This is a genomic window from Lachnoclostridium sp. (genome assembly GCF_031997925.1).
GTDB lineage: Bacteria > Bacillota > Clostridia > Lachnospirales > Lachnospiraceae > Lachnoclostridium.
Window position 1 is genome coordinate 216418 of the sequence record NZ_DAMADT010000004.1, and the last position, 13165, is coordinate 229582.

At 32.9% G+C, this 13165-nt stretch carries 13 protein-coding genes and 1 pseudogene; 11 read left to right on the top strand and 3 right to left on the bottom strand.

Annotated elements, in window-relative coordinates:
* Positions 1 to 206 precede the first annotated feature (206 nt).
* Complete coding sequence (locus tag RTP52_RS05070; RefSeq protein ID WP_312369622.1) at positions 207 to 692, bottom strand: hypothetical protein; 486 nt, start codon at positions 690 to 692, stop codon at positions 207 to 209.
* A gap of 467 nt (positions 693 to 1159) precedes the next feature.
* Between RTP52_RS05070 and RTP52_RS05075 the strand changes: the two genes are divergently transcribed.
* From RTP52_RS05075 to RTP52_RS05120, 10 genes and pseudogenes are all read left to right on the top strand, one after another.
* The gene (locus RTP52_RS05075; protein WP_312101407.1) at positions 1160 to 1603 is read left to right on the top strand and encodes a GNAT family N-acetyltransferase; all 444 of its coding nucleotides are present in this window, start codon (positions 1160 to 1162) and stop codon (positions 1601 to 1603) included.
* Positions 1604 to 1942: 339 nt separating this feature from the next.
* On the top strand, positions 1943 to 4597 hold the full coding sequence (locus tag RTP52_RS05080) for a TetM/TetW/TetO/TetS family tetracycline resistance ribosomal protection protein (protein ID WP_312369624.1): 2655 nt from the start codon (positions 1943 to 1945) through the stop codon (positions 4595 to 4597).
* 290 nt (positions 4598 to 4887) lie between these two features.
* Positions 4888 to 5328 (top strand): annotated as a pseudogene (gene msrB / locus RTP52_RS05085) (peptide-methionine (R)-S-oxide reductase MsrB); the annotation flags it as partial.
* A gap of 202 nt (positions 5329 to 5530) precedes the next feature.
* Positions 5531 to 6118 (top strand): TetR/AcrR family transcriptional regulator, encoded by a 588-nt coding sequence (locus tag RTP52_RS05090; protein ID WP_312369628.1) that lies wholly within the window; start codon positions 5531 to 5533, stop codon positions 6116 to 6118.
* Entirely contained in the window at positions 6111 to 6527 is a 417-nt protein-coding gene (locus tag RTP52_RS05095) for a flavodoxin domain-containing protein (RefSeq protein ID WP_312101418.1), read from the top strand. Before RTP52_RS05090 ends, RTP52_RS05095 begins: the two co-directional genes overlap by 8 nt.
* Before the next feature lie 37 nt (positions 6528 to 6564).
* Positions 6565 to 7104, top strand: coding sequence for an NAD(P)H-dependent oxidoreductase (locus RTP52_RS05100; protein WP_312369631.1), 540 nt, complete (start codon positions 6565 to 6567; stop codon positions 7102 to 7104).
* The gene (locus RTP52_RS05105) at positions 7101 to 7757 is read left to right on the top strand and encodes an NAD(P)H-dependent oxidoreductase (RefSeq protein WP_312369633.1); all 657 of its coding nucleotides are present in this window, start codon (positions 7101 to 7103) and stop codon (positions 7755 to 7757) included. Before RTP52_RS05100 ends, RTP52_RS05105 begins: the two co-directional genes overlap by 4 nt.
* A 126-nt stretch (positions 7758 to 7883) precedes the next feature.
* Positions 7884 to 8936: an NAD(P)-dependent alcohol dehydrogenase gene (locus tag RTP52_RS05110; RefSeq protein ID WP_312369635.1), complete on the top strand. Its 1053-nt coding sequence runs from the start codon at positions 7884 to 7886 to the stop codon at positions 8934 to 8936.
* A gap of 379 nt (positions 8937 to 9315) precedes the next feature.
* Positions 9316 to 9741, top strand: coding sequence for a MarR family winged helix-turn-helix transcriptional regulator (locus RTP52_RS05115; protein WP_312369637.1), 426 nt, complete (start codon positions 9316 to 9318; stop codon positions 9739 to 9741).
* Between the two features lie 98 nt (positions 9742 to 9839).
* Positions 9840 to 10544, top strand: a complete 705-nt coding sequence (locus RTP52_RS05120) for a pirin family protein (protein ID WP_312369639.1) — start codon at positions 9840 to 9842, stop codon at positions 10542 to 10544.
* Positions 10545 to 10708: 164 nt separating this feature from the next.
* On the opposite strand, the gene RTP52_RS05125 is transcribed toward RTP52_RS05120, so the two are convergent.
* Positions 10709 to 11257, bottom strand: coding sequence for a hypothetical protein (locus RTP52_RS05125; protein WP_312369641.1), 549 nt, complete (start codon positions 11255 to 11257; stop codon positions 10709 to 10711).
* 136 nt (positions 11258 to 11393) lie between these two features.
* Here RTP52_RS05125 and RTP52_RS05130 point away from each other — a divergent pair, with 136 nt between their 5' ends.
* Positions 11394 to 12275: a polysaccharide deacetylase family protein gene (locus RTP52_RS05130; RefSeq protein ID WP_312101433.1), complete on the top strand. Its 882-nt coding sequence runs from the start codon at positions 11394 to 11396 to the stop codon at positions 12273 to 12275.
* Between the two features lie 91 nt (positions 12276 to 12366).
* On the opposite strand, the gene RTP52_RS05135 is transcribed toward RTP52_RS05130, so the two are convergent.
* On the bottom strand, positions 12367 to 13165 hold a 799-nt coding region (locus RTP52_RS05135), incomplete at its 5' end, for a choloylglycine hydrolase family protein (RefSeq protein WP_312369643.1).

Here is a 13165-nt window from a genome sequence, read left to right on the forward strand (position 1 = left end):
ATGTGAATTAAGGGAACCTTAACGAGTTCCCTTAATTCACATATTTTACGAAAGGGATTTGTTAGAAAATCTTTGTTTCATCATCATTTTCTTTCCCCTTTTAAATTGTGTGAATAAAACTACATCTTTATATAGTTCTTTTTTAATGAATTTTGATTAATCTATTGAGTAACGTTTGTAAAGCGCTCACATGCCATGGCTTCTTCCTATTCATAAATTGATAGTCCAAAACTAATGCAGCAGTTTGTTCCTTCTAGATGTATTCCTATCGAATATTGGTCTTGATTTATCCCACCGAATAAGATTTCTGAATTCAATTCATATGAATTAATATATATATCTTCATTAAAACCAAATTCTTTTATTGAAGATATATAACTTAAAATGTCATCTGGGTTATTAACACCTTCATAGTAATAAAAATCAAATGTGGCTGTAGCATCTTGCTTTACTAAATTTCCATATTCAAATGGTGGAAGACCACTGAATACCCATGTTGGTGTAGTTGTTGGAGTAAGAGTTGGAGTAACTGTTGGTGTAACAGTTAATGTTTCTTTATTTTTTTGTTCAACTGTTGGTACTATCTCTGATAAAGCTCCTAAAGAATCATCATTTTGAATTTTTTTTCTAGAGCATGAACTTAATATTATTAATAATATCAGTGTTACAAATACATATATTTTTTTTCTCATGTCAATCTCCTAAGTTTTATTCTATAAACAATATAGAAGTAAAAATATGTCAAATTTGTTTTTGATACATTTTTTATCTATCCAAATTTCATAGGATAATTACTCTCTAACTCAATATTTAGCTAATAATATAGTTAGCGCAATGTTGAACCTATTTGAAAATTGAAATAGGCCAAGTGTTTACAATGGTTTGATTGTTTCAGTATTTATATTAAGAATCATGTAGATCCTTGTTTAATTTTACGACACTATGATATATAATAAATTAATGAGCAATTTAACCTTATTAGGGAAGGACTTACCTATGGAGTACAAACTAGTTCAAGCTCTTACTGAAATGCCACGTAGTGGCAGTGATGTTATCAGCAAGTAACATAAGCGGATCGCGAATATTCGTTTTGACTTTATTGGTATTTAAAGTATATTTATTACCAATGAAATAAATACATATATGGAGAATTGATATAATGGAAAATTTGGTTATGTTAGAAATAAAAAAACAAATGATTGATAACTGTGTTGATGTATTTATTGAATCATTCACGAAAGAACCATGGAATGATGTTTACGAATCAAGAGAACAAGTAGTTAATTTATTCAATAATCATTATAACAATAATTACTTTGTTGGCTACGCAGCTATGTTAGACGATAAAGTTGTAGCCATAAGTATTGGTATGAAAAAACCATGGATTAAAGGTATGGAATACTATATTGACCAGTTTTGTGTTAGTTACGAAATGCAGGGCAAAGGTATTGGAAGTTGGTTTATAAAAGAAATAGAAGAAGATATTAAAAAGCAAGGTATGAATGCAATAATATTAAATACAGAAAAAGGATATCCATCAGAGAAATTTTATGAGAAAAACGGATTTGAAATAATTGAAGGTGTAATAGTTTTTGGTAAATAGTAAAGAGATTTAACAAAATCAAAATAAAATGTTACTAAAGTTGAATATCACAAAAAGGATTAAGGTTTGTATGGAATAGTACTATAATCCTTCTTGGCTCTGCATCAATTGTTTGAGCGAGATACCATTGGAACTCGCCTAGATACTAGGTGTAGAGCTATTTTTTCATATAGGAAAAAGAAAAATTTGTGAGTACTATTTCTTGTTTTTATGAAAAATAATATGTGGAAATTGTCAAATTGCAAACTTACTGGTATCATATAAATAGAAGATTCGACAGGCAATCTAACTAGGTTGTAGTTTTTAAGAATAGATAAAAATAAAGGATTAGAAATAGATATGAACAAATTAATTATTGGAATATTAGCGCATGTGGATGCGGGTAAGACGACATTATCGGAGAGTATACTTTATACGAGTGGTAAAATCGGAAAATTAGGTAGGGTTGACAACAAAGATGCTTACTTAGACACTTATGAATTAGAAAGGGCAAGAGGAATTACAATATTTTCAAAACAAGCCTTATTTGAGCTAGGTGAGACCAATATAACACTACTTGATACACCAGGACATGTGGATTTTTCAGCGGAAATGGAGAGAACACTTCAGGTACTTGATTACGCTATTTTAGTTATTAGCGGAGCAGATGGAATACAGGGACATACCAAAACTCTATGGCACTTGCTTGATATGTATCAGATACCTGTTTTTTTATTTATTAATAAGATGGATCAGCCTGGGACTGAGAAAGATAAGATATTACATGATCTGAAAAATCAGTTAGATGATGGATGCATTGATTTTGGACAAGTTAAGACAGATGAATTTTACGATCAATTAGCAATGTGTGATGAGCTCATGATGGAATCTTATTTAGAAACTGGGCGTGTGGAAACAAATCAGATAATGCAGGCGATAAAAGAACGTAAAGTATTTCCTTGTTTTTTCGGATCAGCTTTAAGATTAGATGGTATTGAGGAATTCTTAAAGGGTATTAACACCTATACGATGCTACCTAGTTACCCGGATGAATTTGGGGCTAAAGTATTCAAGATAACAAGAGATGATCAAGGAAACCGACTAACACACATGAAACTTACTGGTGGAAAACTTAAGGTAAAGGATGCCTTATCAAATGGAGTCTGGGAAGAGAAGGTGAATCAAATCAGAATCTACTCCGGGCAAAAATACGATCCAGTAAATGAGGTTGAGGCTGGAAGTGTGTTTGCAGTAACGGGACTTAGTCAAACAAAGCCAGGGGAAGGCTTAGGAATAGAGGAAATTTCTGATACACCTGTATTAGAACCAGTCTTGTCCTATCAGATTATCCTCCCACAAGGTTGCGACCCAAGAATGATGATCCCGAAGCTTCGCCAGATTGAAGAGGAAGAACCAGAACTGCATATTGTATGGGATGAGCAGTTACAAGAAATTCAAGCACAGATCATGGGAGAAGTGCAGATAGAAATCCTTCAGAATATGATTCAAACCCGTTTTGGTGTAGAGGTGTCATTTGATGCTGGAAGAATCGTATATAAAGAGACAATTGGAAATGTTGTAGAAGGGGTAGGACATTTTGAACCATTGAGACATTATGCTGAGGTTCATCTATTATTAGAGCCAGGGGAACCAGGAAGCGGTTTAGAGTTTGGGATAGACTGTAGTGAGGACCTATTGGGGAAAAGCTGGCAAAGACTTATTCTGACGCATCTAGAAGAAAAAGCTCACAGAGGAGTACTAACAGGTTCTGCAATAACGGATATGAAAATTACGCTGGTCGCAGGAAGAGCACATAATAAACATACAGAAGGTGGAGATTTCAGAGAAGCTACTTACCGTGCGGTACGCCAAGGTTTAAAAGAGACAAACTCTATCTTATTGGAACCTTATTATTCTTTTCAATTGGAACTACCTGAGAAAATGGTAGGAAGAGCTATGACAGATATTGAAAAAATGTATGGCTTATGTGAAATATCACAGACAAATGGTGATATGGTTGTTTTATCTGGGATTGCCCCAGTCATAACCATGAGAAATTATCAAAAAGAAGTAATTGCTTATACCAAAGGTCTTGGTAAGCTTTTTTGTAGTTTAAAAGGATACCTTCCATGCCATAATACTATGGAGGTCATTGAAAGCATAGGTTATGATTCAGAACGAGACATTGGAAATCCAACAGGTTCTGTTTTTTGTGCACATGGTGCAGGATTTTTGGTGGAATGGAATGAAGTGAAAAACTATATGCATGTGGAAGGCTATCTAAAAGAAAAAGGAGAAGTTTCAGAAAAGATAGTTGAACCCCAATTCACACAGAGAGAAGAGACTTTTATTAGTTTAGAAGAGATTGATAAAATAATGAATAGTACCTTCTATTCTAACCAAGGGAAGAAATCTGTATGGAAAAGAAGCAAAAGTGCACGTGAAAGTTACTATGAGCCTACTACCTACATCAATAGGCAGAAAGAAAATAAAGACGAGTATCTTCTTGTGGATGGATATAATATTATCTTCGCATGGCCTGAATTAAAAGAACATGCTGATGAGAATATGGATGGTGCCAGAATGAAATTGCTTGATATTCTATGCAATTATCAGGGGATTCGTAAATGTAAAATTATCGTTGTATTTGACGCTTATCGATTACAAGGACATCCTGAGGAAGTAATCAACTATCATAATATTCATCTAGTATATACCAGAGAGGCACAGACAGCAGATCAGTATATTGAAAAATTTGCTCATGACAATCAGAGAAAGTATAACATCACAGTAGCAACCTCAGACGGTTTACAGCAGATTATTATTAGGGGAGCAGGATGTTCCTTATTATCTGCAAGAGATTTAAAAGATGAGATAGAAAGAGTAAATGAAACACTAAAAAATGAATTCTTAGATACACAAGGGAAAAATCGTAATTATCTTCTTGATACTTTATCACAGGAAAATAAACAGAAGATGGAAGAACTAATGAAAAATGATAATACGGATCTGTAATAGGTTAAGAATTGTAACTAAGAGTATATAAATGATGTGATCAATTAAACTTACAAATTTACTATAATTTAATGGACTAGTTCATTAGTAAAAGATAGAACAGAAAAAAGTAAAGCAGAAAAAAGTAAAGCAGAAAAAAGTATGGCAGAAAAAAAGTAAAGCAGAAAAAAGTAAAACAGAAAAAAGTAGAACAGAAAAAAGTAAAACAGAAAAAATATAACTTTAGGAACTAATCAAATAGAAAGAAGCTTAGTATGGAGATAAAGAATATAAAAAATGGTAACTATACGAAAAAATCAAAAGATTTTTTAGAAAAGAGCTTAACGAAAACACAGTATGAGGTAACTCAGAACAATGCAACAGAACCCGCTTTTCAAAATGAATATTTTCATGAGTTTCGAGAAGGAATCTATGTGGATATTACTACGGGAGAACCACTTTTTCAATCAAATGACAAATTTGATTCTGGATGTGGATGGCCTAGCTTTGCAAAGCCACTAAATGGAAGTGCACTTTTAGAAATTTCGGATTATAGCCATGGTATGATACGTACTGAAGTAAGAAGTAAAATAGGTGATTCGCATCTTGGACATGTATTTGAAGATGGTCCTGCTGAATTTGGTGGATTAAGATACTGCATTAATAGTGCCTCCTTAAAATTCGTTCCAAAAGAAAGAATGGAAATGGAAGGATACGGAGATTATCTTTCACTATTCCGAGGTAAGAATTAGAATAAACTATAAGCCAAACTTCATAAAATCAAACTTACAAAATGGGAAGGAGGTAAATGATAAATCAATTTCCTTCTGCCCATATTACAAGCCAAATGGGGTATATGTAAACATATCTTGACATTTGGCTTTCTTTTATTTATTATAAACATAACAGCGTTATGTTTATAAACACTGTTATGTATTAATGGAGGGCTACCAAATGGCAAGAGAAGAACAAAAGATGCGCAGTGAGATGATTCGACAAAAGATTCTGGATACTGCGCTAGAGATGGGAATTGAAGAGGGATTTGAGGCAGTATCAATTAGAAAGATTATTCAAAAGATGAAATATTCCACTGGTGTTGTCTATCATCATTTCAAAGATAAACAAGAGATCTTAGATGCCATTGAAGTAGCAGAGACAGGATGGCTTCGTTCTCAAATTTTAGAATTATTAGATGATGAAAAAGACGTCATTACCAATATGAAGACAGTATTTCATCGGATACTTCTTTTAGCTTTTGAAGAGTCTGAAAAATACAATCTAATTGTACTTCATAAATACAGCAGACGAAAATCTGACAAACTAGAATGGATATCAAATATTAGTAGAAATTTAAAAGAAGGTATGGACGCTGGATTAATAAAGCCAATGGATTCTGATAAGGCTGCGTTTTCCATTTGGAGTTCATTTCTCGGTTTTAATCTTATGATATCGAGAGATACAGATTTAACTTTAGAACAGGCGCAAGAATTGTTTGATGTTCAGTTTAATATTATATTAGGGGGAATTCTTAATCATGAATAAAGTAAAAATTGTATATGCAACGAAAACCAGACATTCGAAAAAGATAGCCTTAGCTTTAGCGAAAGCGTTGAATGTTCAAGCAGAGGATGTAGTAAGTAAACCAAACCTTGGAACTGCTGACTTACTCTTTATTGTTGGCGGAATCTATGGAGGAACTAGTTTACCAGGTTTGATAGAATTTGCAGAGAACCTTAATAAAGAAAATATAAAAAAAGTAGTATTTATTACTTCCAGCGTAAAAAAGACACAAGGACAGGATGCTGTTAGAAAAATCTTAGAGGAAAAAGAAATTTCAGTTGTAGATGAAATACATTGTCAAGGAAGCTTTTTATTTATGAAATTCGGTCATCCAAATAACATCGATATTAGGGAAACTATTGAAGCATCCATGAAGATATTAACTTTGTAGTTTATTCTTATTGATTATATTGATGAGAGGTGGATATATGGTTACTATAATTGCAGACGAAGGAAAAAATCAAATTGGAATGGAGCTTTATCAAGGCTTAATATCCCAAGAGGTTAAAACAGAATATATTTTGCTGGATAATGTGGAGGTTAAGCCATGTGTTAGCTGTGGCGGGTGCTCCTATAAGACATATGGTAAGTGTACAGTTCGTGATGACGGAGATTTCATTTATCCTAAAATCCTACGTTCTAATGTGTTAATATTTGTGTCACCAATTACGTTCGGTAGCTATTCTTTTAAGATAAAGCGGGTTTTTGACAAGATTGGTTTGATTATGGATCGTCATTATTTTGTAGAAAATAAAGAAATAGTGAAAGGAGGTAAACTTGGCAGTAAGTTTAAGTTTTTTGCTATTGGAGACAAAGAGAATTGTATTGAAGAAGAAATAATAGCATTTCAAAATCTCTTTCATGAGAATCTTATTATCACTAGAGGTATTGGAAAAGCTTATATTGCAGACAAAACGCTGAGTGAAGAAATGAGAAATCAAATTATTGAGGAGGTTAGAAGTGTATGAAAAATATACTTTTATTTCATGTCAGCCCTCGTCAGAAGGGAACGAGCTATGTGCTACTTCAAATGTGTATGGAATATCTGTCTGAAAAAGGTCATATTTGCGAATTAATGCACCTGTATCCCAATTTGAATAATCCTGAAAAAATAAGAGAAACTGTTAATCGCGCAGATACTTTAGTATTTAGTGGACCCTGCTATATTAATACTTATCCTGCTGACACGATCGCACTACTGGAAGATTTATCAGTACATAGGGAAGTTTTACATGGTCAAAACATATATGGAATTATACAAGGTGGAATGCCATACCCACATACTCATGAAAGTGGATTATCCATGTTAGAGATGTTTTGTAAAAAATGTGATTTAGCTTATAAAGGTGGATTTGTAATGGGATTAGGAGCAATGCTTAATGGCCAGCCTATTAAAAAATTACCGAATTCAAAAAAGATAAATAGACAACTTCAGATTTTCTTTGAACATATTGATAAGGAAGAAGATTCACCAAGACAGGTTTATCAAGTAGCTCAATTTAAAGTACCAAGCCTTGTCTACCGAATTATGTCAAGCACGATGAATCGTAAAATTGATAATGATTTAACAAATCATGGTATTGATGTAAAACAAAGAAGTCCCTATTTCATATCTGAATGAATTTACTGCTCATAATTTCCTAAATATGTCGAAACAGAACATAATTGACAACTTCTCCGATAAGATTGATATATATTTAACAAAGCATTATAATGTTCTAATGTCAAATCTATAGGAGGCTTAATTATGAAAGGTTATGGTATGTTATCCATCAATAATACAGGATGGATGGAAAAAGAGAGACCTACTTGCGGTGCTTTGGATGCAATTGTACAACCAATTGTAGTAGCACCTTGTTCATCGGATACCCATGTACTTCACGGAGGTTCAGGGGAAAAAACAAATTTAATCTTAGGTCATGAAGCGGTTGGTAAGGTAGTTGAAGTTGGAAGTTTGGTAAATAACTTTAAGGTTGGCGATACCGTTGTTGTACCATGCACCACTCCAAACTGGTTGGCTTTGGGCGTTCAAGGAGAATATAATGCGCATGATGAAGGCTTGATGAAGAGCTTTAAGTTCTTAGGTCAAAAAGATGGTACATTTGCGGAGTATTTTCATGTAAATCAAGCAGATGCTAATCTTGTACTACTTTCTAAGAATATAGCACCTGAAGCAGCAGTAATGACCGTTGATATGATGTCTACAGGATTTCATGGAGTAGAGAATGCAAACGTTAGTTTCGGTGATACTGTAGTAGTAATCGGTATAGGTCCGGTTGGTCTCATGGCGATTGCAGGTACTAAGCTTCGTGGTGCTGGTAGAATTATTGCAATTGGCACCCGTCCTAACTGTGTTGCAGTAGCGAAAGAATATGGGGCAACAGACATTATCAGCTATAAGGATGGCGATCTCGTTAAGCAAGTAATGGAATTAACAAAGACTGGAGCTGATTCTGTTATTATTGCAGGTGGTAATGCAGAGAGTTTCCGTCAAGCAGTTGAAATGACAAAGCCAGGTGGTTATATCTCCAATGTTAACTTCTTTGACATAAAAGATGTTTTAGCTATGCCTGCATATTCATGGGGATTAGGTATGGCGAACAAAACTATTCGTGGTGGATTCTGCCCAGGAGGAGCATTGCGTATTCAGAAAATGCTTCAAATGATAGAATACAACAGAATCGACACAACAAAGCTTATTACTCATCGTTTTAATGGTTTTGAAAAAATAGAAGATGCTTTTCATATGATGGACACAAAGCCTCAAGATTTAATCAAACCAGTAGTTTTTATTGATTAGTAAATAAGTAAATTTTAATATACGTTATATGAATAGAAAGGCACTGAAATTCAGTGCCTTTTGTGACCGTATGAATATTTTATATATTCCTACGGAGTATATTCTTTATGCAATATAAAGAGATGAAAAAGTGATACTTAATTATTTAAAAACATCTACAAATAATGATATGTTCTCATAAACCAATAAATAGTGTTTATGAGGGCATTATTTTTTGATTACAACTATTATTTCAGAAGAGAAGAATCTTTGATTAAAATAAAGGATAATATTTATTGATATTAATATCTTGACATCAAGATAAACTCATGATATATTTATCTTGAAATCAAGATAATTCATATAGAATATGAAATGAATAGGTATAAGAGGTGATAAAGTGACCGATCTTAATTTGAAATTAGTCATTGCAACGGCAAGATGCTATAATACTGTTTTTTCTAGAATTGAGAAAAATGTTCAAGAGTATGGTTTAAACATTAGTGAGTTTGGAGTATTGGAGATGTTACTGCATAAAGGGGAGCAACCAGTCCAGAAAATTGCTGAGAAGATTTTAGTCACGAGTGGAACCATTACGTATGTTTTGGATAAGTTGCAAAATAAAGATCTTATATATAGAAAAAAATGTGACAAAGATAAAAGAATATTCTATATAAGCTTAACCCAAAAGGGGGAGGAATTTATCTCTGACGCATTTGCGAAACATAAGAAGTTTTTAGATGAGCTATTTCATGGAATTGATGATGATATAAAAAATAATATTGTTAAGAGTATGTTTACGCTAGTTGACACATTAAACAATTAAACAATAGAACAATAGCACGATAAAACAATAAAACAATAAACGATAGAACAATTAAACAATATGGTAAACACTAAGTTAGTGAAGAAAGGAGATTTCTAATGATTAGAAAAATAGATAGTAAAACAATGGGTAAAAGTAATCTTGGATGGCTTAATAGCATTTTTCACTTTTCTTTTGCAGAATATTTTAATCCTACAAACATCAATTTTGGTGTATTAAGAGTAATCAATGATGATTTGATAGAACCTCATGAAGGGTTTGACACACATCCACATAAGGATATGGAAATTATATCTTATGTGATTGATGGGGAATTAACACATGCGGATAGCATGGGAAATAAGCGTACCTTAAAACGTGGTCAAGTGCAATATATGAGTGCTGGCACTGGCGTATTTCATAGTGAGCATAATCTAGGTAATGAAACTCTAAGATTACTTCAAATATGGATTTTCCCAGATAGAAGGGGGTATACACCAAATTATGGAGACTATTTATTTGACTGGGATTTAAGAAAAGATAACTGGTTGAAAATAGTTTCAGGTAAGAGTGGGAGTGCACCTATAAAAATCAACCAGGATGTTAATATCTATGTTTTAGAACTTGAAAAAGACATGGAAGAGAAGTTTAGGGTTGAGAAGGGAAGGCAAGCTTATTTAGTGCAGATAGAAGGTGAATCTGACATTAATGAGGAACATCTTAATGCAAAGGACGCTATGGAAATCAAAGAAGAAACGATTTCTATTAAAGCTAATGAGACATCTCACTATCTTGTCATTGAAATGAGGAAAGACGGTATCTGATTATAATATTTGAAGTGAAAGCACATGGTATCAATTTTTTGTTAAGGTACCATGTGCTTTTTTATTCAGGGCAAGGAAAAGTACTCAAAGTGAGATTTTTCTTGTTTTTTTATATGTTTATTTTGCAACAAACACAGATGGTGTTATTTTTAGAAGTATATGGCTTACCACAGACATTGTTTATTTTTTAATATGAGAATCCTTTTGGTGACTAAAGGTATAGAAAGGGCAAATATTTCAGCAATGATTAGTTGCGAAATATAGCCTGCTACATCAAACATTTTATTGATTGTTCCAATGCTATAAACAATTCCTATAAATATGTTTGTAATCATGATAAGAATTAGTATAAAGGTAGTATTATTCCAAAGAAATCCATCACGTTTTTTAAGTATGATAAAATATATTAAGAAAAATAATATGATAATACATGTTGCAGTAATAGAAAAAACGGCATAAGAATCAAACTTTTTAATTGCCCAAGTCAAAAATTCGGAATCAAATTCGCGTATCTTAGCACTTTTATTTATTCTGGAAATAAATATCGGACGCATAAGAATCATTCCAGCAATACCTATGAACGAAAGAATGGAAGATAGAATGATATAACAAAGATTCATCCATTTACTTTTTCCAAAACTTATCAAGCAATTAAAGAATACAATAAGGATGATGAAGAGTGCGATTGGCGATACTGATATTGATAGTCCCATAAGTGTACCTCACCTATTTTTATGTAATATTATACCATATAATAAGAAGCATCTTCAATCTAATTATGAGAATTGAGAATGTTTATTAAGATAATTGATATAATTAAATGAAACATACTGAAAAGGGATAGGTGAAATGAAGTTTCGATTTGAGGATTTAAAAAAAGTTGATTACAAAGGATATATCAAAAATAATTACAAAAAAATAATTGCGTGGATGGTATTTTTTGCTTTTTGTTATGGATTAGGTAATGTGACAGCACGTGGTGTAGCACATTACCAAGAAACGTTTGCTGTGAAGGAAAAGGTAGATAATTGGGGTCTGGGTTTCGGACAAGAAGGAACACAACCAAAAGGTAATGTATCAATGGAACAATTAAAGGAATATGATGCTTACTACATTGGAGCGAATACTGACAAAGTAATATATTTAACTTTTGATTGTGGTTATGAAAATGGAAACACAGGGAAAATATTAGATGCCTTAAAAAAGCATAATGTTTCTGCTACTTTCTTCGTAGTTGGACATTTTCTTGAAACTAGTCCTGATCAGGTTAAGCGAATGGTAGCAGAAGGGCATGCAGTTGGGAATCATACCTATCATCACTATGATATGTCTAAAATCTCTAGTTTGGATAGTTTTCAAAAAGAAGTAGATGATGTGGAAAAACTCTTTGAACAAATTACAGGACAAAAGTTGATGAAATATTATCGTCCTCCTCAAGGGAAATATAGCACGGAAAATTTAAAATTAGCAAAAGAACTAGGCTATAAGACATTCTTCTGGAGCCTCGCTTATGTTGATTGGGATCAAAATAAACAACCAACGAAAGATCAGGCATTTAGTAAGTTATTAAAGCGAATACATAATGGAGCTATTGTCCTACTTCACAATACTTCAAATACAAACGGAGAGATTTTAGATGAATTATTAACAAAATGGGAAGAGATGGGCTATGTTTTTAAACCATTATCAGAACTTACGGATACTATGAGTGAAACAACAGGAAGTAAGTAAAATATATAAATAATGATAGATACAAAATATAAGGGAAGCAAAAGTCAGACTTTGTGGTCTGACTTTTGTTATTGGGTAAGACATAATAATTTTACAATCTCTCGAATAAAATTGGGCGTTCTAATTTTCCTAAGCTGATTGGGTTGGCAGCATATCCATAGACATTCCAGAGACTAACCGTAGTAATTTGAGGATTATCGTAAGTCTTAAAATAATACTCGCAAGTATCTGTATTCATAAATGTTATGTATTTTGTATAGTCATTAGCACCGGTTTGTGTTAAAACAATACCTTTTGGTATAGAAACACTCTCTAAAATGTGGAAGCATTCTATCACCATATCATTATTATTTGTTGGCATAGTAATGTGTGTTTTTAAATATGCTGTTCTTACAAAACGTTCTGGTGAAGTATAACCACCAGGTAATAGTAAAGTACCTCCAGCTTGACCAAATGGTGTTAATTTCACATTACCCCAAAACTCTTCATGACTTTGCATAGGAGATACTTCCATATAATTTCTTAAATTAGTTAAATGCCATGGAAAATCAGGGCTATTAGCCATAACTCCAATTGGGTCTTCATATATCATAAGCCCATCTTTTGTCATCTCAATGACAACACTTTTACCACTTCTATCAGTTGCAATCCAGTGAAGGGGAGCTACGATTTTGGTTACTGGATCAGGAATACCCACAATGGAAATGTCATTTATAAGGACATAAAGGTCTTCGACTGTTACGCATCTACCTAAGATATAGTGAAGAAAATCTAGGGATGCAACTGGTATTCTATCAAATGATTTTTGTTGAGTGTCAAAACATGCATAACCAGCAAAATATAGTGCAGCAGCTGCAAAACCATTTTCGTTAACTCCATCAAAAAATCCG